Origin of the sequence: Streptomyces sp. NPDC052109, assembly GCF_040680195.1 — a bacterium.
In the GTDB taxonomy this organism is placed as follows: domain Bacteria; phylum Actinomycetota; class Actinomycetes; order Streptomycetales; family Streptomycetaceae; genus Streptomyces.
Genome location: NZ_JBFAWF010000006.1, coordinates 84,931 through 110,645 on the forward strand (window position 1 = coordinate 84,931; position 25,715 = coordinate 110,645).

Genomic DNA, 25,715 nt, shown 5'->3' on the forward strand with positions numbered 1-25,715 from the left:
CCTGTGGTCAAACAACCGTCCCACGCGCCGCACGCGGCGACCGGAATCGTGAGTCTGCTGGTGCTCCTCGCCACGATCCCGGTACTGCCGCCGATCCCCGCCTTCGGTTCGTCCGAGGACGAGATCGTGACCTTCTACGCCACCCACGCCACCCGCGGCTACGTCTACCAGTTCATGGCGGGGCTGGCGCTGCTCGCGGCGCTGTGGTTCCTCGGCTACGCGTACGCCCGGCTCCGCCGCGAGGTGCCGCACAGCCCGCTGCCGATCATCATGCTGGCCGCGGGCACCGCCTGGGCCACCTTCGCGACCGTGTTCCTGGGGCTCTTCCAGATCTTCTCGGTCTGGGCCGAAGACCCCGCGACGCACGCCCTGTTGAGGGCGTTCTCGGACGCGTACGTCCTGGGCTTCATGTTCAACGTCCTGCCCGCCGCGGTCATGGTCGCGGCGGGGTCGTGGAGCATGCGGCCGGCGGCGGGCTGGCCGGGCTGGCTGAAGCCGCTGGGCATGGTCGCGCTGGTCCTTCAGGTGCTGGGCGGCGTGCCGCTGGTCTTCCCCGACGGCCCCCTCGAACCCGGCGGTCTGATCACGTACGGACCGTTCTTCCTGGTCCTTCTCTGGATCTGCCTGGCCAGCGTCGCGGCCACCCGATGGGAGCGCTCCGGCGCCGGGCAGCACCGGGAAGTCCCCGCCGCGGCCCTTCCGGTGGAGCTCTGAGATGACGGACAGTTTCGACGTGGTCGTCGTGGGCGCCGGCCTGGGGGGCCTGCAGATGCTGCACCAGGTCCGCGAAGCCGGCCTCACGGTGCGGGTGTTCGAAGCCGGCGGCGGGGCGGGCGGCACCTGGTACTGGAACCGTTATCCGGGCGCCCGCTGCGACGTGGAGAGCCTCGAATACTCCTACCAGTTCTCCGAGGAGCTGCAGAAGGACTGGGAATGGACCCGGCGTTACGCCTCCCAGCCCGAGATCCTGCGCTACGTCGGCCACGTCGTGGAACGCTTCGACCTGGACCGCGACATCCAGTACGACACCCGCGTCGTGGCGTTGACGTACGACGAGCCGGCCTGCCGGTGGACGGTGCGCACCGAGGCCGGGGAAGAGGCGGTGGCACGGTTCGTCGTCCTGGCGACGGGGTGCCTGTCCTCGGTCAACCTGCCGGACATCCCCGGCAGGGAGACGTTCTCCGGCGAGATCCTGCACACCGCCCGCTGGCCGCACGAGCCGGTCGAACTGTCCGGCAGGCGCGTCGGCGTGGTCGGCACGGGCTCGTCCGGCGTGCAGCTGATCCCGGCCATCGCCGAGGAGGCGAAGGAGCTCCACGTCTTCCAGCGCACGGCCGCGTACACGCTGCCCGCCCGCGACCAGCCGCTCGACCCCGGGCTGCAGGCGGCCGTCAAGGCCGACTACGCGGGATTCCGGGCGCGCAACAACGCGATGGCGACGGCCGGCCTGTCGCGGTACCCGACCAACCCGTCCTCGGTCTTCCTCGTCTCCGCCGCCGAACGCGAGGCCGCCTTCGAGTACTTCTGGGGACTGGGCGGGCCACTGCTGCTGCGCTCCTTCGGCGACCTCATGGCCGACGCGGCCGCCAACGAGCTGGTCGCCGACTTCATCCGCGGGAAGATCCGCCAGATCGTCCAGGACCCCGACGTCGCGGAACTGCTCTCGCCGAAGCAGCCCGTCGGCTGCAAGCGCGTCTGCGTGGGCACCGGTTACTACGAGACCTTCAACCGGCCGAACGTGCACCTCGTCGACGTGGCCTCGGCTCCGATCGAGGAGATCACCCCGGACGCACTGCGCACCGCGGCCGGCACCCACGGGCTCGATGTGATCGTCTTCGCCACCGGGTTCGACGCCATGACGGGCGCACTGCTCGGCATCGACATCCGCGGGCGTGACGGACTGCCGCTGAAGGAGATGTGGGCGGCCGGTCCGCGCACCTATCTGGGCCTCGGCGTTCCCGGTTTCCCGAACCTGTTCACGATGACGGGCCCCGGCAGCCCGTCGGTGCTGACGAACATGCTGGTGGCGATCCACCAGCACGCGACCTGGATCGGGGACTGCCTGAAGTACCTGGCCGACAACGACATCAGCGCGATCGAGGCCACCCGGGAGGCCGAGGAGGCGTGGGGGCTCCGCGTCAACGAGGTAGCCGGCCGGACCCTGTTCTCCTCCTGCGACTCCTGGTATCTCGGCGCGAACATCCCCGGCAAGAAGCGTGTGTTCATGCCATTCGTCGGCTTCCCGGCCTATGCGCGGACGTGCGCCGAGGTCGCGGCGGGCGGTTACCAGGGCTTCGCCCTGACACGTCTCGGGGCCTGACACACCAGGTCCCGGCCACGACCGCGACGCGCAGGTCCCGGTCACCACCGAGCTGACAGGAGCACACCATGACACAGCGAGAAGCGCCGGAGATCGACTTCGACCACCACTCGCAGGAGTACGGGCGCGACCCCTGGGCCGCCAACCTCGACCTGATCAAGCGCTGCCCGGTGGCCCACAGTTCGCACCACGGCGGCTTCTACGTCGTCACCGGGTACGAGCAGGTCGCCGACGTGGCCAGGCGGACGGAGGTGTTCTCCTCCGCCCACGAACTGCCCAACACCCCCGGCCGTCCCCAGGGCACGATCATCCCGGCCACCACCTTCCGCGCGCTGCCGCTGGAGATGGACCCGCCGGAGTTCCTGGGCTGGCGCCGCGCCCTGAACCGCTTCTTCTCGCCCACGGTCGCACGGCAGCTGCGCCCCCGGATCCAGGCCTACGCCACCTGGTGCGTCGACCAGTTCATCGAGAAGGGCGAGACGGACCTGGTCCTGGACCTGGCCGGCGCGGTCCCCGCGCTGCTCACCCTGGACATGGTGGGACTGCCGACGGACAACTGGCGCCTGTACGCCGAGGCGGTGCACTCGCTCGCCTACACCCCGTCCGGCACCCCGGAGTACCAGCAGGTCGAAATCGGTTTCGGGATGCTCCTCAAGGAGGTGCAGGAGACGATCGCCCGGCGCCGGGCGAACCCGAAGGAAGACCTGATCAGTTTCCTGACCCAGATGGAGGTCGACGGAGAGAGGATCGGCGACGCGGACATCATCGCGGTGTGCAGCGCCATGATCGCCGGCGGCATGGACACCACTACCGCGCTGTTCGCCTCGGCCTTCGAGCACCTCGACCGGGATCACGCCGCCCGCCGCCGGCTGATCGAGGAGCCGGAGACGGTTCCCAGGGCGTGCGAGGAGTTCCTGCGCTACTTCACCCCCGTGGTCTGCGTCGGCCGTACGGTCACGCGCGACGACGAGATCGGCGGTTTCCCCGTCTCCCGCGGCGAACGGGTCCTCATCTCCTGGGCGGCCGCCAACCTCGACCCCGAGGTCTTCCCCGACCCGCTGACCATCGACTTCGACCGGGACACGCGCAAGCACGCGGCGTTCGGCATCGGCATGCACCGGTGCATCGGGCGCCACATCGCGCAGACGGACTTCGAGGTGGTGCTCACCGAGGTGCTCCGGCGCATGCCCGACTACCGACTGGTCGAGGGCGCGGCCGAACGCTATCCGACCGTCGGACAGATCAACGGCTACGTGAAGATGCCCGCTCGATTCACCCCCGGTCCCCGCGTCGGCCCCGACGTCGCGAACGCCGGAGACCTGCTTCCCGATCTGAAGCTCGACCTGTGACTCCCACCGGCGCGCAGGAGGTTCCTTCCGTGGCAGAGACCGAGGACACCGCCCCGTCCTACCCGATTCCCCGGGCCGCCGGCCGCCCGCTCGACCCCCCGCCGTTGCTGCGTGAACTGCGCGAGCGGCGACCCGTGAGCAGGGTGACGCTCTGGGACGGCCGGACCGCCTGGCTGGTGACCCGGCACGAGGACGTGCGCCAGGCGCTGCGCGACCCGCGGCTCAGCGCCGACGTGGGGCACCCCTCCTATCCGTTCTTCTCCGAGGGACAGGTCGCCACCCGTGACATGCTCCGGAGCTTCATCCGCATGGATCCGCCCGAGCACGACCGGCACCGCCGCATGCTCACCCCGGAGTTCAGGGTCAAGCACGTGGAGTCGATGCGTCCGGGCGTCCAGGAGACCGTGGACCGGCTGCTGGAGGACATGATCGAGGCCGGCTCCCCGGCCGACTTCGTCACGGCCTTCGCGCTGCCGCTGCCCTCCCTGGTCATCTGCCGGCTGCTCGGTGTGCCCTACGCCGACCACGACTTCTTCCAGCGGTGCAGTGCCGTGGCGTTCGACCGGGAGTCCACGGCCGGGGAGATCCGCAGCAGCCGCGAGCAGTTGACGGACTACCTCGCGCGACTCGTGGCGGCGAAGGCCGAGCATCCCACCGACGACCTGATCAGCCGTCTGGTCACGCACCAGGAGGCCGCGGGTCGTCTGACGCGCCGGGAGGTCGTCAACACCGGCCTGCTGCTGCTCGTCGCGGGCCACGAGACCACCGCGAACATGACGGCCCTGTCCGTGCTCGACCTGCTGCGCCACCCCGGACAGCTGGAACTGCTGCGGGAGCGGCCCGAACTCATCCCCGGTTCCGTGGAGGAACTGCTGCGACGGCACAGCGTCGCCCACAACGGCCTGCCCCGGGTCGCCGTCGAGGACATCGAGATCGGGGGCACCACCGTCCCGGCCGGGGACGCGGTACTGCTCTCGCTCGCAGCCGCCAACCACGACCCGCGGGTCTACGAGGACCCGGACCGGCTGGACGTCGAGCGCAACGCGCGCGGACACCTCGCCTTCGGCTTCGGCGTCCACCAGTGCATCGGGCAGCCGCTCGCCCGCCTGGAACTTCAGGTCGCCCTCGCCACCGTGCTGCGGCGGCTGCCCGGACTCCGGCTGGTGCACGAGTCGCCCCAGGAACCGGACTGCCGGCACAGCATGACCATCTTCGGACTCCACAGCCTGCCCGTGGCCTGGTGAGCCCTGGGCCCGCCCCGGCGCTCCCCGGCGCCCCGACCACCCCTCTTCCCGTCCGGAGCACTCCTGTGACCACACCGGCGAATGCCGTCGACACGGCACGCATCGACACGGCACGCCTCGCCGGCACACGGCTGGACACCCTGCTGGCCGAGGCCGTCGAACGCGGCGTCACCCCGGGCGTCTACGTCATGACCGCCGACCGCGACGGCGTCGTCCACTCCGGCGGTGCCGGGACCCGGGACGGCGTCGCGCCCTGGGGCGAGGACACCATCGCCTGGATCGCCTCCATGACCAAGTCGATCGTGGCCGTCGCCGCGCTGCAGCTGGTCGAGCAGGGCGCGATCGGTCTCGACGACCCCCTGGCGGACGTGCTGCCCGAACTCGCCGCGCCCCAGGTGCTCGAGGGCTACGACGGCGACGTGCCACGGCTGCGACCGGCCCGGTCGGCGGTCACACTGCGCCGGCTGCTGTCGCACACCGGCGGCTTCGGCTACCCGTTCCTGTGCCCGGACCTCGCGCGCTACCACGAGGCCAACGCCCTCCCCTCGACCAGGGCGGGGCGGCTGTCCACGCTCGTGGACTCGCCGCTGGTCCAGGACCCGGGCACCGACTTCCGCTACGGCATGGGACTCGACTGGGTGGGCCTGGCCATCGCCCGGATCACCGGCACCGACCTGGAGACCCGTCTGCGCGAGCACATATGCGGCCCGCTCGGCATGACCGACACCGCCTTCCGCGTCGCCGACCGGGGCCGGCTCGCCGTACTGCACGCCCGCACGCCCGAGGGGCTGGTGCCGGTGCCGTTCGAGCTCTCGCAGGAGCCCGAGCTGGTTTCCGCCGGCGGCGGGCTCTACGGCAGCCCGCGCGACTACCTGACCTTCCTGCGCATGATCGCGGCCGGCGGCACCCTGCACGGCACGAGGATCCTCGGCGCGCAGACCCTCGCCGAGGCGCGGCGCAGCCAGTCCGGCCCGGTGCGTCGGATGGTCTCGGCCGCCCCGGCCGTGTCGCACGACATCGAACTGCTCCCCGGCACGCCGGTCACATGGTCGCTGCTGGGCATGCGCAACGAGGCGCCGACGCCGCAGGGGCGCCCGGTCGGCACGCTGGCCTGGGCCGGGGGAGCCAACTCCTACTACTGGGTGGACGGCGGCACCGACGGCCACGGCGCGGCCGTGGTGTTCACGCAGATCGTGCCCTTCGCCGATCCGGCCGTGCTCCGTCTCGTCGCGGCGGTCGAGCAGGCCGTCCGGGCCGGCGGATGAGCAACTCCCTTGCCAGTCTGTTAAGTTACAGGTGACTTACCAGTATCCACAGGGGGGAGTGGCGCGATCATGGAGCGGGCCGGACGGCTTGCGGGCGTGGACCGCCGCGAGCAGGTGCTGAAGATCGCCGCGGAGGAGTTCGCCGCACACGGGCTGCACGGGGTGTCCGCCGAGGTGATCGCCCGCAAGGCGGGCATCACCCACGCCTACGTGTTCCGGCTCTTCGGCACGAAGAAGCAGCTGTTCCTCGAAGTCGTCCGCCGCGCCTTCACCGCCATGGCCGACGGCCTCGCCGAGGCCGCCGGCCCGGCCAAGGGCCTCCAGGCGCTGGCCGCGATGGGGCAGCGCTACCACGACAGTCTGTCCGACCGCACCCTGCTCCTGCTCCAGCTGCAGGCGTTCGCCGCATGCGGCGACCCGGAGCTGCGCGCGGCCGTGCGGGAGAGCTTCGGCGAGCTCTGGCAGGCCGTCAGCGATCTCACCGGTCTGGACGCCGTCCAGGTCAAGACCTTCATGGCCTACGGCATGCTGCTCAACACCAGCGCCGCGCTGGGGCTGGCGGAGCTCGAAGCGGACTGGGCGGCCCAGGCCACCACCCGTATCCGGACAGGGCTGTTCGAGCACCTGACGAGCGAGGCGAACCGATGACCGACACCGCAACCGAGTCCACGCCAGAGGTCGTCGGCAGCCGCCCGCTGGTGCCCGCGCTGATGTTCATCGCCCTGGTCGTCGCGGTGGTGGGCAGCCTCGGGGCGCCACTGATCACCGCGGTGGCCGGGAAGTTCCACGTCTCGCTGGCCGCGGCGCAATGGACGCTCACCGCCCCGCTGCTGGTCGGCGCCATCGCCACCCCGGTCCTGGGGCGCCTGGGCACCGGGCCGCGCCGCCGCCAGGTCATCCTCGCCACTCTCGCCACCGTGGTGGTCGGCAGCCTGCTGACCACCGTGCCGCCGTCGTTCGGCTGGCTGCTGGCCGGCCGCGTGGCGCAGGGCGCCGGTCTCGGCCTGACCGCGCTGATGATGGGCGTGGCCCGCGACCATCTGCCGGAGCAGCGCTCCGGGCCGACCATCGCGTTGCTGTCGGTGGCGTCCACGGTCGGCATCGGCGTCGGCTACCCGCTCGCCGGCCTCCTCACGGACCTCTCCGGGCTGCGCGCGGCGTACGGAATGGGCCTGCTGATCACTGTGATCGCGCTGGCGGCGGCCTGGTGGGCGGTGCCGCAGCCGCCGCCGGGCCGATCCATGGCGGTCGACGTGCCCGGGGCCACGTTGCTCGGCGCGGGTCTGCTGGTCCTGCTGCTGGCGATCAGCCAGACCACCCTGTGGACGCGGCACCCGGCGCTCGCCGCGGCCCTGCTCGCCGCCGCCGTCGTGCTGCTGGCGGTGTGGGTGTGGCGCGAACGCCGGTGCGCCACCCCGCTGGTGGACCTGGCACTGCTCCGGCACCCCGCGGTGGCCGGCGCCAACGTGACCATGCTCCTCGGCGGCGTCGGCATGTACCTGCTGCTGACGCTGGTCACCCGCTATGTGCAGACACCCGCGGCGGTCGGCTACGGCTTCGGTGTGGACGTCTTCGTCGCGGGCCTGGTCCTCGTCCCGTTCTCGGCGCTGGGCTTCGCCGGCGGCAAGCTGGCGCCACCGCTGCGCAAGCGGCTCGAGGCCGCGACGGTGCTCGCCGCCGGAGGCGCCATGGTGCTGGGGGCGCTGGTGGTGTTCGCGCTCGCCCGGGGCCACTTGTGGCTGGCCTTCGCCGTGATGGGGCTGCTGGGCCTGGGCGTCGGCGTCTTCTCCGCCGCGATGCCTGCCGCGATCCTCGCCGTCACGCCCGCGGAGGAGACCTCCAGCGCGATGAGCTTCAACCAGGTGGTGCGCAGCGTGGGCTTCTCCGTCGGCAGCGCACTCGGGGGCCTGGTGCTCGGCGCCCACACCGCCTCCGGGGCGACGTTCCCCGCCGAGTCCGGATACACCGCGGCCGCCTGGGCCGGTGCGGCCTCGATGGCGGTGACGATCGTGATCAGTCTGGTCCTGCGGCGCACCGCCAGGGCGCGTGCCCGCTGACGCCGGCCTTCGTGCCGGGCGGGGCCGTCCGGCCGTGGGCCGGCCGTCCCCGCCCACCTTTCACCGCCCCAGGCTGTGCCGGATGACGTCGTAGGTCTGCTCGAGGCAGGTGAGCGAGCGCAGTTGGGACTCGTCGAGCCTGATGCCGTACTTGCGTTCCAGGACCACGAGGACTTCCAGGGACATCAGGGAGTCCACCCCGAGGTCGTCGACGAACAGAGCGGTGTCCGTCAGGTCATCTTCGGGCAGGTCGAACACGTCGGCGAGGGTGGCGCGCAGGTCGTCCCGGTCGAGGGTCGACTGTCCGGTGGTGCTCATGATGGCCTCCTTGAGGTGAGGGTCAGACGGCAGCCGGGGCCAGGGCCGACTGCTGAAGGTCGTCCGGGGTGTTGACACAGGCGACCCGGGCGCCCTTGTCGATGCGGCGCACCATGCCCGCCAGGGTCTTCCCGGGGCCCAGTTCGATGAAGGAGCGGCACCCGAGTTCGTCCGTGATCGTGCGTACGGAGCGCTCCCACAGCACGGGACCGACCATCTGCCGGTCGATGAGGGCGCGCCAGTCGTCGCCGGCGAGGTGAGCGCGGGCGTCGACGTTGGCCACGACGGGGGTGTGCGCGTCGCGGAAGACGACGGTGGCGCACGCCCGGCGCAGGACCGCCCGGGCCGGTTCCATCAGTGGGCTGTGGAACGCTCCGGCGACCGCGAGCCTGATGACCTTCATGCCGTGCTCCGGCGCCGCGTCGGCGACCGCGTCCACCCCCGCCGCACTGCCCGAGACGACGGTCTGCCCGGGCGCGTTCTCGTTCGCCAGCCACACCGGGGTGCCCGCGGCGTCGGCGGCGGCGACCAGCTCGCGGACGCTCTCGGCGGTGCCACCGACCACGGCGCCCATGGTTCCTGGGCCGGACTCGACCGCCTCCCGCATCGCCGTGCCCCGGGCCGCGACCAGTCGTGCGCCGTCGGCCACGGACACCACTCCGGCGGCCGCCAGGGCCGAGTACTCACCGAGGCTGTGGCCCGCGCAGGCGGCCACCGGCAGACCGGGCCACCGGTCGCGCAGGGCGGTCAGGGCCATCATGGACACGGCGTAGACGGAGATCTGCGCGAGATCCGTGCGGCGCAGCGTCTCGGCGTCGGCGCGCAGCAGGGCGTGCTCCACGTCCATGCCGCTGTGCCGTGCGATGTCGTCGACGATCCGCCACTGCGGGGTCTCGCGCCAGGGTCCGCCCATGTGCGGCTGCTGACTGCCCTGCCCGGGGAAGAGGAGGGCGTACGGGGCAGTGGGTGGCGCGCCGTCCGGTGTCCCGGCGGTCATCGGCCCAGCGCCGTCCACCCGCCGTCGACCGGCAGCACGACGCCGGTGACGTAGGTCGCGTCGAGCAGCAGGAACTCGATGACGGACGCCACCTCGTCCACCCGGGCCAGCCTGCCGAGCGGGGTGCGCCGTTCGGTCTCCGAGAGGTCGTATCCGTTGGCCACCATGCTCTCCACGAACGGTGTGAGGGTCTGCCCCGGTGCCACCGTGTTGGCGCGTATGCCCGCCTCCGCCCACTCCATCGCCAGCACCCGGGTCAGCTGCGCGAGCGCCGCCTTCGCCGGGCCGTAGTCGCCCTGCTTGCGCGACGCCGTGATGCCGGTGGTGGAGCCGATCGAGACCATCGACGCGTCCTGTGCACGGTGCCGGTCGGCCGACAGCAGACGGCTGCCGAACGCCTGGGCCAGCAGCAGCGTCCCGCGCACATGGACGTCCATGAGGTGCTGCCAGGCGGGCAGATCGAGGTGCACGGTGTTCAGCAGCTGACCGTGCGCGCCCGCCGAGACCACCAGCCGGTTCACCGGGCCGATCCGCTCCTCGGCGGTGTGGAAGGCCGTATCGACCGCGTCGGCGTCGGTGATGTCGGTCTCGATGACCTCCAGCCGGCCGGGCGGCGCGTCCAGCGCGGCCGCTCCCAGCGGGTTGATGTCCAGGACGGTGACCGCGACACCGCGCTTGAGGAGCCGGCCGGCGACCTCCGAGCCGATCCCGCTCGCCCCGCCCGCCACGATCGCATGTTCCCGCCGATGCATCGATTCCACGTCCATGGTCTCCTCCACCCGGCTCACCCCGGCGAAGACGTCGGTTGCGTACGTGGGCCGAGCGTCGCGGAACCCCAGCTGGACGCAGGCGCGTTGACACCTACCTGTCACTGTGCCCGCCCCGGAAGCGGCAGCTTGGTGCCATTACCCGCGGCCGCCTCCCGCGGCGCGCCTACGGTCCTCGGCGACCGGCACGCCCTCGCCGAGCGAGAAGGAGCGCGATGAGCGAAACGACCACGCAGACCGGCTTGAGCGGGCCGGACCTGCCACACAGCAAGGCGCCGTGCCCGTTTCCGATGCCCAGGGCACACCCCCTCGACCCGCCCCCGCAGTTCGCCCGCATGCGCGACCAAGGCCCGGTCGCACCGGTCGAGTTGTGGGACGGCAGCCGGGCCTGGCTGGTCACGCGGTACGAAGAGGCGCGCACGGTCCTCGCGGACCGCCGCTTCAGCTCCGACGTGACGCGCCCCGGGTTTCCGACCTACTACGAGGGCCAGCGGGCCGTCGTCGAACTGGCGCCCTCGTTCATCCGCACCGATCCCCCCGAGCACAGCCGGCTGCGCCGGATGCTCACGCGTGACTTCATGCTCCGGCAGGTGGAGACGCTGCGGCCGTCCGTCCGGCACACCGTCGACTCCCTCGTCAAGGACATCCGCGCCGGCGGCGGACCGGTGGACCTGATCAAGTCCCTGGCCCTGCCCGTCCCCTCGCTGACGGTCTGCCGGCTCCTGGGCATCCCCTACGAGGACCACGAGATCTTCCAGGAGCTGACGAACGTCAACCTCTCCCGCAACTCCACCCGGGAGCAGACCGAGACCGCCACGCACGACCTGCTGTCCTGGCTGGACGACCTCGTCACCGCCCAGGAACGCGAGCCGGGCGACGGCCTGCTCGGCCGGCTGGTCGTGGAACAGGTCAGGGCGGGCAGGCTCAGCCACGACGACCTCGTGGCCATGGCACGGCTGCTGGTGGTGGCCGGCCACGAGACGACGGCCAACATGCTCGGGATGACCTTGCTGACCTACATGCGCCAGCCGCGGTCCTTCGACGGCGTCGACACCGATCCGGCGAAGCTGAAGTCGGCCGTCGAGGAACTGCTGCGCTACCACAGCATCATCCAGATCGGTCTGGCACGGGTGACCACCGAGCGGGTGCGGATCGGCGACACCTGGATCGGACCCGGTGAAGGAGTGATCGTCTCGCTGCTGGCGGCCAACCGGGACGAGCGCGCGTTCGCCACGCCCGACGCGTTCGTCGTGGACCGACCGGCGACGCCCAAACACATCGCGTTCGGATTCGGGGTGCACCAGTGCATCGGCCAGGCCCTGGCCCGGCTCGAAGTGCAGGAGCTGCTGTGTGGTGTGGTACGGCAGTTGCCCGGACTGCGCCCGCTCACCGACGTCCGGGACATGCCCTTCAGGGGCGAGATGACCGTGCACGGTGTCCACGAACTCTGGGCGACCGTATGACAGGGCCGACCGGTGGCCGGGCGCCGCTGCGCATCAGCCTCGTCCCGGAACGGTGCTGCGGCGCCGCTCAGTGCGTGGGGACCGCTCCGGAAGTGTTCGACCAGGGCGAGGACGGGCTGGTCCTGCTGCTGGATCCGACTCCGCCGGACGCGCTCCGGGAACAGGTGCGTGAAGCGGCGGAGTACTGTCCGTCCCGCGCAATTACCGTCGTCGAGTAATTCAATTCACGACAGCCGTCGGATCGGGAAAACCACCGTCAGCTTGCTGTCACTTCGGCCGAATCGGAAACCGTTCGGCATAGCGTTTTCGTACGGCGAGGGACCTCCGCAGGACTCGCCGCGGCACCGGCCCGCGATCGGCGGGCGGCAATCGAAGATGTCGAGCGAAGGGGAAGACCGTGTCCACTGCCATCGAATCCCGTAAGCAGGAAATCAAGGAGATCGTGTGCGACATCCTCGAGCTGGAGCCCGAGGAGGTCACGGAGACGAGCCTGTTCAAGGAGGACCACGGCGCGGACTCGCTGCGTGCGATCGAGATCCTGGCGAACCTGGAGCGCTCCTTCGGCGTCGTCATCGACCAGGCGGAACTCGCCCGCATGGTCAACCTGGAGAACGTCTACCAGGTCGTCGCGGAAGCCGCGGCCAAGAAGTAGCCCGTTCTCGTAGCCGGCATCGAAGTGTGCCGAGAAAGGTGAGCCGTGCAGTCTTCAGGACGTGACCACGGGCGGCGTGTCGTCATCACCGGTCTGGGCGCGGTGACAAGTGTGGGAATCGGCGCCGGGCAGTTTCTCGAGGCGCTGAGGGCCGGCCGCAGCGGAATCAAGCCCATGACGGGATTCGACACCACGGGATTCGCCTACGCCCAGGGGTGCGAAGTCACCGACTTCGACCCGGCGCCGTGGATACGGCGCTGTCCCGTGGACCGGCTGGGCCGGGCCACCCAGTTCTCCATCGCGGCGGCACGCATGGCCGTGGAGGACGCCGGCATTGCACTGGAACGACTGCGCGGCAACCGGAGCCTGGTCGCCGTCGGCACCACCGACGGCGAGTCCAGGGACCTGGACCAGCTCGTGCAGACCCAGGTGGAGCAGGGGCCGGAGCAGATGGACCCGGTGCGGGCCCGCAGGGTCCCGGTGGGCCGGCTGTCGGTGTGCATCGCCCATGAACTCGGCCTGTCCGACACGGAGGCGGTGACACTGCCCACCGCCTGCGCCGCGGGCAACTACGCGATCGGCTACGGCGCCGACGTCGTGCGTTCCGGCGAGGCGGAGTTCGCGCTGGTCGGCGGCGCCGACGCGGTGTGCCGCAAGACGTTCGTCGGCTTCTACCGGCTGGGGACCATCGCCCCCGAGCGGTGCCAGCCGTTCGACCGCAACCGCAAGGGCATCCTCACCGGCGAAGGGGCGGGCATCCTCCTGCTCGAGAGCCTGGACTCGGCCCTCGCCCGCGGCGCCCGCATCTACGCGGAGGTCCTCGGCTACGGCCTCAACTGCGACGCGGAGCACCCCGTCGCCCCCAACCGGGACAGCGTGGCCCGCTGCATGCGGCTGGCCCACGAGCACGCGGGCGTGCAGCCCGCCGACATCGACTTCATCTCGGCCCACGGCACCGGCACCAAGGCCAACGACGTCACGGAGGTCAGCGCCATCCGCACGGTCTTCGGCGACGTCCCCCCGCGCACCATCTCCACCAAGTCGATGATCGGCCACACCATGGGCGCCGCCAGCGCGCTCGCCGCCATCGCCTGCGGACTCGCCATCCGCCACCAGTTCATCCCGCCCACGATCAACCACGAGGAGACCGATCCGGAGTGCGACGTGGACTGCGTACCCAACCAGGCACGTGAGGCCGAACTGCGGGTGGTGCAGAACAACGCGCTCGCCTTCGGCGGCAACAACGCGGTCCTGATCCTGGGCCGCTGTGAAGGAGGTGCACGGCATGAGCAGGCCATCTCCTGACGGCCGTTGGGCCATCACGGGAACCGGCGCCGTCTGCAGCGTCGCGGACAGCGCGCCCGGACTCTTCGACGCGCTGTGCGCGGGCCGCAGCGGACTCGCCCGGCTGCGCGGCTTCGACCCGGCGCTGTTCGGCGCCCAGCACGCCTACGAGATGGACGAACCGCAGCGGGCCGCCGGGCCGGGGCTGCGGGACCGGCCCGGCCGGGCCACCGAGTTGCTGTGCCGGGCCATCGCCGAGGCCGTCGACGACGCCGGCCTCGGTCAGGACCTCCACGGCATCCCGGTGCTCATCGGCACGGGGCTGCGCGAGTTGCGCTCCGCCGAGCTGTGGTGGACCGACGGGGCACGGCTGGAGACCGGCGGACTGTACTTCGGGCCCGCCGTGCGCAGCCGTTTCCACACCACCGCCAGCTACACGTTCACGAACGCCTGCTCGGCCTCGCTGTACGCGCTCGGACTCGGCACGGACCTGCTCGCCACCGGTGCCGTCGACACGGTGGTCGTGGCCGGCGTGGACGTGATCACCGAGAGCATGTTCGGACTGCTCGACCGGGTCCACCCGGCTCCCGTCGACTCCGTGCGCCCCTTCGACCGCAACCGGCGGGGCGTGCTGATGGGAGACGGGGCCGCCGCGGTCGTCCTGCGCGCTCCGGCCCAGGGCGCCGCCCGGACCCCCAGGGCGTGGCTGCGGGGCATCGGTCTCAACTGCGACGCCTACCACGTCACGGCCCCCGACCCGGCCGGTGTCACCGCCGCCATGGACGCCGCGTTCACGGTGGCCGGGGTCACCCCCGGCGACATCGACCTCGTGATGGCCCACGGCACCGGCACCCTGCTCAACGACGAGGCCGAGGCGACAGCCCTCGGCAAGACCTTCGCCGCACGTGCCTCGTCCCCGCTGGTCACCGCCGTGAAGTCGATGACCGGCCACACCTCCGGAGCCTCCGGCCTGATGAGCCTGGTGGTCGCCGCGTCCAGCCTCGACACCGGCCTCGTGCCCCCCACGGTCGGACTGCACGACCCGGTCCCGGAGGCCGAGGGGCTCGACTTCGTGACCGGCACGGCGCGCCGCGCCGACCTGAGGTTCGCCCAGGTCGACGCGTTCGGCTTCGGCGGCGTCAACGCCGTCGCCATCGTGGAAAGGGCGGACTGACATGGCAGCCGTGGTGACCGGGACCGGCATCGCCGCCGCCGGTGTCGCATCGCCCGAGCAGCTCCTGAACGGCACCGGGCCCGCGGCGGACCCCGGTTTCGACCCGGTGGCGCTGCTGGGCGGACGCGGGCTGCGCTACAAGGACGGCGCGACCCGGCTGGCGATGCTGGCCGCGAAGTACGCGCTCGAGGGGGCCGCCCTGTTCGACGAGACCGGCGCGGTGGCCGAGAGCGAGTCCTTCGCCGTCGTCGTCAGCTCCAACCTCGGCAACCTCGACACGGTCTGCCAGGCGGCGGAGACGATCCGCGAGCAGGGCGTCGCCGGCACGTCGCCGATGGACCTGCCCAACGCCTCCAGCAATGTCGTCGCCTCCTCGATCGCCATCAGGTTCGGGCTGCGCGGCCCCAACCTGATGCTCTGCAACGGCGAGGCCTCCGGCCTGGACGCCGTCCACTGGGCGGCGGTGCTGATCGGTTCGGGACGGGCCCGGCGGGCGCTGGTCGTCGGGGTCGAGACCACCAACGCGTACGTCCGCGAGCTGGCCGGAGAGGTCTTCGACGGGGCGGCCGCCCTGGTGCTGGAACACCCCGGGTCCGCCGCCGCACGCCGGGCGCCCGCTCTGGCCCGGGTGGGCGCCTACGTGCGCGGCACCGGCACGGCCGACTCCGTCCAGCGGGCCCTGGCCGGCACCCCGGTGGGCCTCGTCCTGTCCGGCGCCGGCCAGGTCACCTCGCCGGCCGGCCCGGACGTCCGGACCTGCGATCTGGACACCGTCGTCGGCCCGTCGTCCGGCGCCCGGGGCGTGCTGCAGTGCGCGCTGGGCGCGCACTGGCTGGGCGACGGCGGGCACGGCGGCGTGCTCGCCAGTGCCGGCCACGCCGCGGACGGCGTCGCGACGCTCGTGCTGCACGGGGCCGGAGCGGCCCGATGAGCGTCCCCGTCAGGCTGCGGCGGCCCGCCCGGGCCGGCACCGCATCCGTCGACGTGCTGCTCCTGCACGGCATGGGCGGCGGCGTCAACGGGTGGGACCCGCTCGATCCCCTCCTCGACGACCGGCTTCGGCTGTGGGACGTACCGCTCCCGTGGTCCCCGACCGGCGAGGTCGGCTGGGCCTTCGAACGGGACGTCACCGGCTGGGTCTCGGACGCCGTCGACACGGCCGAACGCGCGGCCGGCAACCGGATGGGCCTGGTGGTCGCTCATTCCTTCGCCGCCAACGTCCTCCTGGAACTCGCCGAGCGCGCGGGCCACGACTGGCGCCGCCCCACCGTGCTGGTCTCCCCGTTCTACCGGCCCGACCCGGCCGCCTTCGACTGGGCGGCCATCGCCGAGTACGCCGACGGGTTCCGCCGCATGCTCGACGAGGGGCTGCGGTTGCGGGCGGGCAACCGCATCAGCGAGGAGACCCGGACGGACATGGCGGTCCGGCTGCGGGACCTCATGGGCCCCTACACCTGGCTGCGTTTCTTCGACACCTTTCTGCGCACCCCGCTGCTCCGGCCTGCCCGGCTCGACGCCCCGGTCCTCGTGATCGGCGGCGCGGACGACGAGGGGGCACGCGCCCAGGGACTGCTGGATCTCGCCGCCGCCCTGCCCGCCGCGCGCGTGGCGATCCTCGCCGGATGCGGCCACTTCCCCATGATCGAGCGCCCGGCACAACTCGCCGACACCATCAACGCGTTCGCCACCACCGCGGCGGCGGCCCACCGGCCGGCCCCCGCGTCCCACGATCTCCTGGAGACACCGATATGACGGTCACCACGACCCTGCCCCCGCTGCTCGCCACACCGACGACCGTCCAGGTCCGCCCGCGCTACGAGGGCTCCAACATCTGCACCTGGATCGGCTTCAAGCACGTGAACTACCTGGTCGAGGAGGCCGTCCTCGAGCACTTCCGGCAGAGCGGCGTGCCGGCCCGCGAGCTCTACGAACGCCACGGCCTGTGTGTGGAGTTCGTCCACCTGGACACCCGGATCACCTCCGCCTTCCACATGGACGACCTGGTCGACGCCGAGGTACGCCCCGCCCGCCGCGGCGAGGCCGGCGAACTCTGCTTCGACGTGAGCCTGACGGTCGAACGGGACGGCAAGCCGGTCAAGTCCGCCGGTTCCCGGGTCCATGTCCTGCTGCGGGCCGACCAGCGGGGCGGCTCCGCCGAGCCGGTGCCCGAGGAGCTGCGCTCGTTCACCGCCGAGGCGATCCGCCGCCCTGCGCCGTCCGACCTGCCCGTGCCGGTGGTCACCCCCCTCGCCCTGGGCCGGGGCGGCACCGGAGGCGACCCGGTGCTCGCCGAACTCACCCGCGGCACCAACTCCTTCGCCTGGCGCTGGCGGATCCCCTACCCCTACTGCCACTTCACCGAGCGCCTGCAGATGTCGGGTTACCTGCGGCAGATGGAGGAGGTCGTCGACCTGTTCCTGGCGGACCGGGGAGTCTCCATCAAGACGCTGCTGGACGACCAGAACTGGATCCCCGTGGTGCCCCGGTCGACGGTCACGCTGCTGGACGAAGCGCTGATGGAGGAGGACCTGTACACGGTCTTCACCGTGGAGGAGGTCTTCAAGGGGGTCACCTACACCGCGCGCATGGACTGCTACGTGCTGCGGGAGGGCCGGCTGGTGCGCACCGCCGAGGGACGCATCACCCACGGCTACGCCGTCATCAAGAACCGGCGCGACTGGAGCCTGGTCGACTTCGACGAGCGGATGCTGACCGCCCTCGGCGGCTGACACCGGGTGTGCGGCACGCCGGCCGTGTGCCGCACACCGCGGAGAGAGGAGACCGGGATGCGGGTGCGCCTCCCGCAGGGCGTCGACCATCTGCTGGTCGAGACGAAGGGCGGCGAGCGGGGTGAGGCGGCCGGCCTCCTGGAGATCGCCCCCTTGCTCGCGGCGGACGGCAGCCGGGTCGTGGTGGTCCTCATGCAGGACGCCGCCGTCGACGCGTCCGTGGAGCGACGCAGGCTCCGGCACGCGCTGACGGCCGGCGTCACCGTCCTCGTCGACGGGTTCTCACTGCGCCAGCGCGCGGTGCGCGACAGCGACGTGGCGCACGGCGTCGGCGTGGTCGACGCGGACGAGGTGGCCGGGCTGCTCCTGGTGCCCGGCGTCAAGGTGGTGTGGCACTGATGACGGCACCCACCACGGGTCCCCCCGGCACCTGGGACCTGCTGATCACCCTCACCGCGCCGCCCTTCGGCTCGGACACCGTCACGACGGTGCTGCGGCTCGCCGACGCCGCGCTGCGGCGCGGAGCGCGGGTGCAGGTGTGGGCCTGCGGCTACGCCACGGCCCTGACCCAGCGCAGCCTGGGCGCCGCCAAACCGCGCGACCTGCGCGACCTGCGGACCGACCACCCCTCCACCGCCGCCGTGATCGGCGGCCTCATGAAGAGCCACCCGGACGCGTTCGCGTGGTACGTGTGCCGCTTCTGCGCGGAGGACCGGGGCGCGACCGAGCACATCGACGGCGTCGCGACGCGTTCGTTCAGCAGGTTCCCCCGCCATGTCGCGGCCTGCGCCACCACCGTCTACGTGGGAGGTGCCTGATGGCCGGCCGGGCGGTGCTAGCGATCATCGAGCGCGGCTACCGCGGCGCGGCCGAGGTCCAGTTCTCCGATCTGCTCTACGTGAGCCAGGGCCTGCACTCCCAACTGGGCGCCACTGACCTGCTGTTGCGGGGATCGGCGGTCACCTACGCGGTGGCCGCCGAGCCCGTGCCGGTGCTGTGCGCGGGGCCGTACGAGATCACGGTGCCGGACCCGCGCAGGAGCCTGAGGGAGCTGCTTGCGTCGGGCGTGCGGGTCTGGGTCGACGAGGTGAGCCTGGCCCGTTCCGGGTGCGGACCGGACCGGCTGATGGACGGGGCAGAGGTGAAGAGCCTCGCGGAGCTGGCCGCGTACTGGCGTCATTACGAAGGAGTGTGGTTCCTGTGACGTACCCACTGGTGCTGACCGGCTGGTCGGCGACCTCACCACTGGGCAGGGGAGCGCGCGCGTTCAGCGAAGGGCTGCGCGGCGGGCACAGTGGCATCCGGGACTGCGCCGACGGCGCGGCCGATGCGCTGCCCCTGCCGGTGAAACAGGCCGGACTGGTCCCCGACTTCGAGACCCGGGCCGTGCTGGGGCGCAAGAACACCCGCTCGATGGACCGCGCGACGGGCCTGGCGGTGGCCACCGTCGGCATGCTGCTGGAGGACCAGCGCATCGCGGGAGCGGAGCCCAGCGGCGACGGACAGGACATCGGCCTGGTGCTCGGCACCACCACCGGCAGCGCGCAGTCGATGATGGACTTCACGCGGGATTCGCTCACGCAGGACAAGCCCTACCTGGTCGATCCCGCCCGCTTCCCCAACACCGTCATGAACTGTGCCGCCGGCCAGTGCGCCATCTGGCACGGCCTGCGCGGCCCCAACACGACGATCGCCGGCGGGAAGGCCAGCGGCCTGAGCGCCCTCGGCTACGCCGTCCGGCTGCACCAGTGCGGGCACGCCGAGACCGTGCTGTGCGGGGCGGTGGAGGAATTCTCCCCACAGCGCGCCTGGCTGGAATGGCACGCGCGCCCCGAGTCGCAGGGGCCGCCGGTGCTGGGGGAGGGCTGCGCCCTGCTGCTCGTGGAGTCGGCGGAGGCCGCGCGGCGGGCCGGCCGTCCCGTGCTCGCCGAACTGCTCACCGTCGGCATCCGGGTGGCGCTGGAGGACCCGCGGGCCGCCCTGGCCGACGCCCTGCGCACGGCGCTCGCGGAGGCGGGCGTCGCCGCCGAGGACGTCTGGGCCGTGGGCCTGGACACGGCGGACGGCGTGTCGGCCGCCGCGGTGGACGACGTCTTCGGCACCCCGGCGCCGCGCCGGATCTCCGTCGAGGAGACCATCGGCGACACCGGCGCCGCCTCCGCCGTCATGCAGGTGGCCGCCGTGCTCTCCCACGCGGAGGACGCGCCCGAGGCGCGCGGCCGGGTCGCCCTGGTGCCGTCCGTGGACCGCGACGGGCTCGTCGGCTGTGCCGTCCTGAGGATGCCGGCATGACGGCCACACCGCTGACCACGCCGGTCGAGTTGGTCCGGCTGGAGGACGCCGACCCGCTCACCGTGACGACCAGGGTCGTGGTCGACCACGCCAATCCCGTCTTCGCCGGTCACTATCCCGGCTTCCCGATCTTCCCCGGGGTGTGCCTGATCGAGTGCGCCCACCACAGCGTGCTGCTGGCGGCGCACGCCCGAGGGTGCGAGCCGGCGCTGGCCGCGGTCCGCGGTACGCGGTTCCTGAGCCCTGCCTTCCCCGGCGACACCCTGGACCTGACCGTCCGTGTCACGCCCGAGGCCGGCTTCTGGGAGTGCGACGCCCGGATCTCGCGCGCCGCGCAGGACATCGCCCGCATTCGACTGCGCTACGCACAGCCAGGAGACGACGCATGATCGGTGTACCGGAACTCGAGCGGATCCTTCCGCACCGCCACCCCATGCTCCTCGTGGACCGGGTGACCCGCATCGTCCCCGGCGAGACCCTCACCGCGGTGAAGGCGGTCACCGTCAACGAGCCGTGGTACGCGCCGGGACCGGGGCCGAAGACGTCCGCAGCGCCGTACGCCTATCCGCAGGTGTTGCTGATCGAGTCCTGGTGCCAGGCGGCCGGCGTGCTGGCCACCTGGGACCGGCCCAACCCCGACGTCCTGACCGGCGACGTGATGCTGTTCGGCTCGCTGAGCGACGTCGGGTTCGGCGACCCGGTGCTGCCCGGCAGCACCGTCGAACATCACGTGCGGCTGGTGCGCTCCCTCGGCGACACGCTCGTGTTCGGGGGCGACGCACAGGTCGACGGCACGACCGTGATGACGGTCGGCCAGGTCCTGATGGCCATGCGGCCCGCGATGTCCCTGCGCCCGCAGCCCGAGCCCCGATGACCCCGCAGACCCGGCAGGAGCCGGCCCAAGGAGGAACATTCATGTCGGCACAGCAACGGCCCGTCGCCGTGGTCAGCGGTGGCTCGCGCGGCATCGGCAGGGCCGTGGTCACCCAGCTCGCGGCGGACGGCTACGACGTGGCCTTCTGCTACCACTCCCGTCCCGACGCGGCCGAGGAGGTCGCCGCCGCGGCGCGGGACCGGGGCGCCCGGGTCCTCGCCCTCCGCGCGGACGTCGCGGACGGTGCCGCCGTGCGCGAGTTCGTCACCGCCGCCGAGGACGGCCTCGGCGCGATCGAACTGGTCGTCACCTCGGCCGGCATCACGCGGGACAAGGGACTGCTGATGATGGGCGAGGACGACTGGCACGGCGTCATCGACACCAATCTCACGGGCGTCTTCAACCTGTGCCGCGCCGCCGTCTTCCCGATGCTCAAACGACGCAGGGGCACCATCGTCAACATCTCGTCGGTCGCCGGCGTGCTGGGCAACGCGGGACAGTCGAACTACGCCGCGTCCAAGGCGGGGATCATCGGGTTCACCCGCTCCCTCGCCAAGGAGATAGGCCCCTACGGGCTCAGGGCGAACACGGTGGCGCCGGGCTTCATCGAGACGGACATGACGGACGCGCTGACCGAGGCCCAGCGCAACGAGCTGACGGCGCGCATTCCGCTGCGGCGCTGGGGGACCCCGCAGGAGGTCGCCGACCTCGTCTCCTTCCTGGCCTCGCCGCGGGCCTCGTACATCACCGCGGGCGTCTTCCAGATCGACGGCGCCATCGGGCTCTGACCAGCGCGGGACGACGCCGTTCTCCAAGGGAGCCAGCATGCCCACAGCAGCACCCCGCTTCTACTTCAGTCTGCGCAGCCCGTACTCCTGGCTGGCGCAGTACGACCTGCTGAACACCTGCCCGGACGTGGCGGAGGAGGTGGAATGGCGGCCGTTCTGGGAGCCGGACGACCGCAGCGCGAAGGAACTGGCCGACGCCGGGGGCGAGTTCCTGTACACCCCCATGTCCCGTACGAAGCACCTGTACGTCCTCCAGGACGTACGCCGGCTCGCGGCGCGACGGAACCTGACGGTCACCTGGCCCCTCGACCGCGACCCGCGCTGGGAGGTCTCCCATCTGCCCTACTTCCACGCCGCACGCGCCGGTCTCGGCCGCGCGTACGTGGCGGCCGTCTCCAGGGCCCGCTGGCAGGAGGGGCAGGACATCTCCCGGCGCGAGACGATCGGCGACATCGCCGCCGCAATCGGTCTGGACCGCGGTGACACGGAGAGCGCGTGCGACGACCCGGACGTCCGGGCGGAGGCCACCGAGGCCCTGGTCGCGCTGCACCGGGACGGAGTGTTCGGAGTGCCCTTCTTCGTCGTCGGACGGGAGAAGTTCTGGGGCATCGACCGGCTGCCCGACTTCGTGGCGGCCGTGCGCGGTACGCGTGCGGCGTGCGCGCCGGCCGCGGCACGGACGCCGGCGACGCCCGGCCGGCCGGCGACGTTCGACGACGGGCATGCCGGGGGGTGCGGCTGATGGGGAGTACGACCGGGCTCGAGGAGGACATCGGCACGTCCGCGGCGGCCGACCGGCACACCCAGCTGCGCGGCCGGACGGATGCCCTGCGGAAGATGAAGGAGACGGTCGTCCAGGGCGACCCCGCGGCGACGGAACGCCACCGCAGGAGCGGGAAACTGACCGTGCGCGAGCGCATCGGCCTGCTGCTCGACCCCGGCTCCTTCCACGAGGTGGAACCCCTGCGCAGGCACCGCGCCACCGGTTTCGGCCTGGAGGCGCGCCGGCCGCACACCGACGGCGTGGTGACCGGCTGGGGCACGGTCGACGGACGCACGGTCTTCGTCTACGCCCATGACTTCCGCATCTTCGGCGGCGCCCTCGGCGAGGCGCACGCCACGAAGATCCACAAGGTGATGGACCTGGCCCTGCGCGCCGGCGCCCCACTGGTCAGCCTCAACGACGGAGCCGGCGCGCGCATCCAGGAAGGCGTCACCGCGCTCGCCGGGTACGGCGGCATCTTCCAGCGCAACGCCCACGCCTCCGGCGTCATCCCGCAGATCAGCGTCATGCTCGGACCCTGCGCCGGCGGCGCCGCCTATGCGCCGGCGCTGACGGACTTCGTCCTCATGGTCCGGGACACCTCGCAGATGTTCATCACCGGACCCGACGTGGTCCGGGCCGTGACGGGGGAGAAGGTGACCCTCGACGGCCTGGGCGGGGCCGAGGTGCACGCGTCGGTCTCCGGCGTGGCTGCGCTCGCCTACGACGACGAGACGAGCTGCCTGGAAGACGTCCGCCACCTGCTGTCCTACCTGCCGTCGAACAACCGGGAACTCCCGCCCGCCGTGGCCACGGCGGACCCGCCCGAGCGGCGCACGGAGGCCCTCCTGGACCTCGTACCGGTCGACAGCTCCCGCTCGTACGACATGCGCGCGGTGATCGAGGAGATCGTCGACGACGGCGAGCACTTCGAGATCCAGCCCGGCTGGGCGCCCAACGTGGTCTGCGCCCTGGCCCGCATGGACGGACATCCCGTGGGCGTGATCGCGAACCAGCCGTCCTCGCTGGCCGGGGTGCTGGACATCCACGCGAGCGACAAGGCGGCCCGGTTCGTCACCCTGTGCGACGCGTTCAACATCCCGCTGGTCACGCTGGTCGACGTGCCGGGCTTCCTGCCGGGGGTGGCCCAGGAGCACGACGGCATCATCCGGCACGGGGCCAAGCTGCTGTACGCGTACTGCAACGCGACGGTCCCGCGCATCCAGCTGATCCTTCGCAAGGCGTACGGCGGCGCGTACATCGTGATGGACTCCCGTTCCATCGGCGCCGATCTGTCCTTCGCCTGGCCGTCGAACGAGATCGCGGTGATGGGAGCGGAGGGCGCCGCCAACGTCATCTTCCGCCGGGAGATCGCGGCGTCGGACAACCCCGACGAGGTGCGCGCGCTGCGCATCAAGGAGTACCGCAGCGAACTGATGCATCCGTACTACGCGGCCGAGCGGGGGCTGGTCGACGACGTCATCGACCCCGCCGATACCCGTGCCGTGCTGATCCGCTCGCTGGAGATGCTGCGGCGCAAACACGCGGACCGGCCGTCCCGCAAGCACGGAAACCCGCCCGTCTGATGGCCGGCACGGCAGAGCCGGAGACGGGCGGAAGCGGGACCGCGCTCCTGCGAGTCACCCGGGGCCGGCCGACGGCCGACGAGGTCGCCGTGCTGACGGCCCTGCTCCTGGCACGTGTCCGGCCCGGCTCCGGTGCGCAGGGTGCGCGGAGCGCGCAGCGCAACGACGCGGCCGCACGGGGCCCGCGCGCTGTCTGGGACCGCGCCGGTGAGTACCGGGCCCCCGCCGCGTGGGCCTCGGCGGAGCTGCCGTAGCGGTGACACACGTCGATGTGCCTACGAGCCCCGGTGTGCGCGTGGACACCGGGGCTCGTCGGCATGTCCGGTGCCGGCCCGCGTCCGGCCGGAGCGGGCCGCCGGGTGCCGGAGCAAGCGCCGGGTCCGCCGGGCGCGCACACGGATGCGGGGCGGTCCTGTCGACCGCCCCGCATCCGTCCGTACGGCAGGCCCGTGCACCGTCACACGGGAAGCCGGCCCTCGAGCGACCAGGGCCGGCCCGTGGCCGCTTCCGCGTCGGCCAGGATGCGGGCGCAGTGCTCGGGGGTGAAGAACTCGCGCAGCGGGGTGAGTGCGCCGAGCAGGCCGAAGAACGCGACGCGGTGCTCGTCGGTGTACCGGCACGCCTCGATGACCTTGAGCATCTCGGCGGGGTAGAGGTCGAGCCGAGCGGCCCGCAGATGCTGCCCGAAGGCCTCCGTGAACGTCTCGTCGCGCCACTTGCGGTAGTCGGCGAAGGCGTCGTCCTCGGTACGGGCGCCGGAGAGCACCTCGTCGATGCGCTCGACCAGGACCTCCGCCGAGCGGAAGGAGTCGGTGATGCCGATGCCCGCGATCGGATCCTTGAGGTGGGACGAGTCACCGAGCAGACACCACCCGGGCCCGTACGGGACGCGCAGCCACTGGCGGGTGTCGCTGAACGCGTAGAAGCGCTCCACCCGCTTTCCGCGGCGCACCATGTCCCCGATGCCCGGGAAAAGATCAAGGGTGGCGTGGTAGTTGCCCTCGATGTCCTTACGGAATTCCGCCCTTTCGTGATGGCGCCAGCCGACCATGACGTTCGCGTCGCCGTCGTTCGTCGGGATGATGAATACCTCCCGGCCGGCCACGCGCACGAATATCTCGTGGTCGATTCCCGTGTCACGCCAGTAGCTGTACCACACGGCGGTCGCCGGAGCGGCGCCCATGATTTCCTTCGGGCGTACGGTCCGCGCCACCACCGAATTGATGCCGTCGGCCCCGATCACCAGTTTCGCGCGGGCCTGGAAAACGGCACCCTCGCGGTCGTGCGCCCGTACACCCACCACCCGTCCGTGCTCGACGAGGATCTCGTCGACCGTGCATCCCTCGCGCACCTCGGCGCCGGACTCGCCCGCGGCGTCCACCAGGATCTTGTCCAGGACCGTACGGCGCGGGCCGATGGCGAAGTCGATCCCCTCGTGCGCGGGCGGCGGCCCGGTCAGGGTGATGTCGTCCATGCCCCAGACGATCTCCGTGATCGGGGGGCATCCGGTCGCGAGCACCCGGTCGAGCAGTCCCCAGCGCTTCAGCCTGGCGACGGCGGGGGTGTGCAGAAAATGCGTGGACGGGGTGTCACTCGGAAAAGTCGCTTTGTCCAGCACAAGTACTCGGTATCCACGCCGAGCGAGCAGCATCGCGGCGGGAGAACCCGCACATCGAGCGCCCACCACAATTACGTCGTACACGTTCCGCTCCTTCTCGACGACACCAACTCGGGCAGGCCTGCGCAACAGTGACGTTCCGTCAATTGAGACACCGAAGTTCGGCCGCGGCCGG

29 protein-coding genes are annotated in these 25,715 nt (G+C 71.9%); 25 read left to right on the forward strand and 4 right to left on the reverse strand.

From position 1 onward, the window contains the following. The first annotated feature begins 3 nt into the window (after positions 1–3). The 7 genes from AB0L59_RS15115 (at position 4) to AB0L59_RS15145 (ending at position 8,235) form a co-directional block, all read left to right on the forward strand. The gene (locus AB0L59_RS15115) at positions 4–714 is read left to right on the forward strand and encodes a hypothetical protein (protein WP_365582944.1); all 711 of its coding nucleotides are present in this window, start codon (positions 4–6) and stop codon (positions 712–714) included. A gap of 1 nt (position 715) precedes the next feature. Continuing rightward, positions 716–2,320 carry an NAD(P)/FAD-dependent oxidoreductase gene (locus AB0L59_RS15120; RefSeq protein ID WP_365582947.1) on the forward strand — a complete coding sequence of 535 codons (1,605 nt, stop codon included), beginning with the start codon at positions 716–718 and terminating at the stop codon, positions 2,318–2,320. A gap of 68 nt (positions 2,321–2,388) precedes the next feature. Further along, on the forward strand, positions 2,389–3,669 hold the full coding sequence (locus AB0L59_RS15125) for a cytochrome P450 (RefSeq protein WP_365582950.1): 1,281 nt from the start codon (positions 2,389–2,391) through the stop codon (positions 3,667–3,669). 29 nt (positions 3,670–3,698) lie between these two features. Further along, positions 3,699–4,913: a cytochrome P450 gene (locus tag AB0L59_RS15130; RefSeq protein ID WP_365582952.1), complete on the forward strand. Its 1,215-nt coding sequence runs from the start codon at positions 3,699–3,701 to the stop codon at positions 4,911–4,913. Between the two features lie 65 nt (positions 4,914–4,978). Then, positions 4,979–6,178 (forward strand): serine hydrolase domain-containing protein, encoded by a 1,200-nt coding sequence (locus AB0L59_RS15135; protein WP_365582955.1) that lies wholly within the window; start codon positions 4,979–4,981, stop codon positions 6,176–6,178. A gap of 69 nt (positions 6,179–6,247) precedes the next feature. Next, entirely contained in the window at positions 6,248–6,826 is a 579-nt protein-coding gene (locus tag AB0L59_RS15140) for a TetR/AcrR family transcriptional regulator (RefSeq protein WP_365582958.1), read from the forward strand. Further along, entirely contained in the window at positions 6,823–8,235 is a 1,413-nt protein-coding gene (locus AB0L59_RS15145; RefSeq protein WP_365582961.1) for an MFS transporter, read from the forward strand. Before AB0L59_RS15140 ends, AB0L59_RS15145 begins: the two co-directional genes overlap by 4 nt. A 60-nt stretch (positions 8,236–8,295) precedes the next feature. Here AB0L59_RS15145 and AB0L59_RS15150 read toward each other — a convergent pair whose 3' ends face one another. From AB0L59_RS15150 to AB0L59_RS15160, 3 genes are read right to left on the reverse strand one after another with little or no spacing between them, the layout of a single operon-like run. Continuing rightward, positions 8,296–8,553, reverse strand: coding sequence for an acyl carrier protein (locus AB0L59_RS15150; RefSeq protein ID WP_365582964.1), 258 nt, complete (start codon positions 8,551–8,553; stop codon positions 8,296–8,298). A gap of 22 nt (positions 8,554–8,575) precedes the next feature. After that, the gene (locus AB0L59_RS15155) at positions 8,576–9,550 is read right to left on the reverse strand and encodes an ACP S-malonyltransferase (protein WP_365582966.1); all 975 of its coding nucleotides are present in this window, start codon (positions 9,548–9,550) and stop codon (positions 8,576–8,578) included. Next, on the reverse strand, positions 9,547–10,317 hold the full coding sequence (locus AB0L59_RS15160; RefSeq protein ID WP_365582968.1) for an SDR family oxidoreductase: 771 nt from the start codon (positions 10,315–10,317) through the stop codon (positions 9,547–9,549). The genes AB0L59_RS15155 and AB0L59_RS15160 overlap by 4 nt, the downstream gene beginning before the upstream one ends. 215 nt (positions 10,318–10,532) lie before the next feature. Between AB0L59_RS15160 and AB0L59_RS15165 the strand changes: the two genes are divergently transcribed. The 18 genes from AB0L59_RS15165 (at position 10,533) to AB0L59_RS15250 (ending at position 24,176) form a co-directional block, all read left to right on the forward strand. Then, on the forward strand, positions 10,533–11,780 hold the full coding sequence (locus AB0L59_RS15165) for a cytochrome P450 (protein WP_365582970.1): 1,248 nt from the start codon (positions 10,533–10,535) through the stop codon (positions 11,778–11,780). A 26-nt stretch (positions 11,781–11,806) separates the two neighbouring features. Beyond that, positions 11,807–11,998 carry a ferredoxin gene (locus AB0L59_RS15170; RefSeq protein WP_365583559.1) on the forward strand — a complete coding sequence of 64 codons (192 nt, stop codon included), beginning with the start codon at positions 11,807–11,809 and terminating at the stop codon, positions 11,996–11,998. 179 nt (positions 11,999–12,177) lie between these two features. Then, positions 12,178–12,432 (forward strand): acyl carrier protein, encoded by a 255-nt coding sequence (locus AB0L59_RS15175; protein ID WP_362131189.1) that lies wholly within the window; start codon positions 12,178–12,180, stop codon positions 12,430–12,432. Positions 12,433–12,477: 45 nt separating this feature from the next. Beyond that, a complete protein-coding gene (locus tag AB0L59_RS15180) occupies positions 12,478–13,737 on the forward strand; it encodes a beta-ketoacyl-[acyl-carrier-protein] synthase family protein (protein ID WP_365582972.1) in 1,260 nt (419 codons plus the stop codon). Further along, positions 13,718–14,890, forward strand: coding sequence for a beta-ketoacyl synthase N-terminal-like domain-containing protein (locus tag AB0L59_RS15185; protein WP_365582974.1), 1,173 nt, complete (start codon positions 13,718–13,720; stop codon positions 14,888–14,890). The genes AB0L59_RS15180 and AB0L59_RS15185 overlap by 20 nt, the downstream gene beginning before the upstream one ends. Before the next feature lies 1 nt (position 14,891). Beyond that, complete coding sequence (locus AB0L59_RS15190; RefSeq protein WP_365582976.1) at positions 14,892–15,821, forward strand: beta-ketoacyl synthase N-terminal-like domain-containing protein; 930 nt, start codon at positions 14,892–14,894, stop codon at positions 15,819–15,821. Continuing rightward, the gene (locus AB0L59_RS15195) at positions 15,818–16,642 is read left to right on the forward strand and encodes an alpha/beta hydrolase (protein WP_365582978.1); all 825 of its coding nucleotides are present in this window, start codon (positions 15,818–15,820) and stop codon (positions 16,640–16,642) included. The genes AB0L59_RS15190 and AB0L59_RS15195 overlap by 4 nt, the downstream gene beginning before the upstream one ends. Next, positions 16,639–17,619: a hypothetical protein gene (locus AB0L59_RS15200; protein WP_365582980.1), complete on the forward strand. Its 981-nt coding sequence runs from the start codon at positions 16,639–16,641 to the stop codon at positions 17,617–17,619. The genes AB0L59_RS15195 and AB0L59_RS15200 overlap by 4 nt, the downstream gene beginning before the upstream one ends. Positions 17,620–17,676: 57 nt before the next feature. Continuing rightward, complete coding sequence (locus tag AB0L59_RS15205) at positions 17,677–18,018, forward strand: hypothetical protein (RefSeq protein ID WP_365582983.1); 342 nt, start codon at positions 17,677–17,679, stop codon at positions 18,016–18,018. Next, positions 18,018–18,437 (forward strand): hypothetical protein, encoded by a 420-nt coding sequence (locus AB0L59_RS15210; protein ID WP_365582986.1) that lies wholly within the window; start codon positions 18,018–18,020, stop codon positions 18,435–18,437. The genes AB0L59_RS15205 and AB0L59_RS15210 overlap by 1 nt, the downstream gene beginning before the upstream one ends. After that, positions 18,437–18,823: a DsrE family protein gene (locus tag AB0L59_RS15215; protein ID WP_365582988.1), complete on the forward strand. Its 387-nt coding sequence runs from the start codon at positions 18,437–18,439 to the stop codon at positions 18,821–18,823. Before AB0L59_RS15210 ends, AB0L59_RS15215 begins: the two co-directional genes overlap by 1 nt. Then, positions 18,820–19,911: a beta-ketoacyl synthase N-terminal-like domain-containing protein gene (locus tag AB0L59_RS15220; protein WP_365582991.1), complete on the forward strand. Its 1,092-nt coding sequence runs from the start codon at positions 18,820–18,822 to the stop codon at positions 19,909–19,911. The genes AB0L59_RS15215 and AB0L59_RS15220 overlap by 4 nt, the downstream gene beginning before the upstream one ends. Next, complete coding sequence (locus AB0L59_RS15225) at positions 19,908–20,300, forward strand: hypothetical protein (protein ID WP_365582993.1); 393 nt, start codon at positions 19,908–19,910, stop codon at positions 20,298–20,300. The genes AB0L59_RS15220 and AB0L59_RS15225 overlap by 4 nt, the downstream gene beginning before the upstream one ends. Further along, a complete protein-coding gene (locus tag AB0L59_RS15230; protein WP_365582996.1) occupies positions 20,297–20,785 on the forward strand; it encodes a beta-hydroxyacyl-ACP dehydratase in 489 nt (162 codons plus the stop codon). The genes AB0L59_RS15225 and AB0L59_RS15230 overlap by 4 nt, the downstream gene beginning before the upstream one ends. Before the next feature lie 41 nt (positions 20,786–20,826). After that, a complete protein-coding gene (gene fabG, locus AB0L59_RS15235) occupies positions 20,827–21,573 on the forward strand; it encodes a 3-oxoacyl-[acyl-carrier-protein] reductase (protein WP_365582999.1) in 747 nt (248 codons plus the stop codon). A 37-nt stretch (positions 21,574–21,610) separates the two neighbouring features. After that, positions 21,611–22,315: a DsbA family protein gene (locus AB0L59_RS15240; RefSeq protein ID WP_365583001.1), complete on the forward strand. Its 705-nt coding sequence runs from the start codon at positions 21,611–21,613 to the stop codon at positions 22,313–22,315. A gap of 95 nt (positions 22,316–22,410) precedes the next feature. Further along, positions 22,411–23,922 carry an acyl-CoA carboxylase subunit beta gene (locus tag AB0L59_RS15245; RefSeq protein ID WP_365583562.1) on the forward strand — a complete coding sequence of 504 codons (1,512 nt, stop codon included), beginning with the start codon at positions 22,411–22,413 and terminating at the stop codon, positions 23,920–23,922. Then, positions 23,922–24,176, forward strand: coding sequence for an acyl-CoA carboxylase epsilon subunit (locus tag AB0L59_RS15250; RefSeq protein ID WP_365583004.1), 255 nt, complete (start codon positions 23,922–23,924; stop codon positions 24,174–24,176). The genes AB0L59_RS15245 and AB0L59_RS15250 overlap by 1 nt, the downstream gene beginning before the upstream one ends. A gap of 203 nt (positions 24,177–24,379) precedes the next feature. Here the strand turns inward: AB0L59_RS15250 and AB0L59_RS15255 are convergent, their stop codons facing one another. After that, entirely contained in the window at positions 24,380–25,624 is a 1,245-nt protein-coding gene (locus AB0L59_RS15255) for an NAD(P)/FAD-dependent oxidoreductase (RefSeq protein WP_365583007.1), read from the reverse strand. Positions 25,625–25,715: the final 91 nt, after the last annotated feature.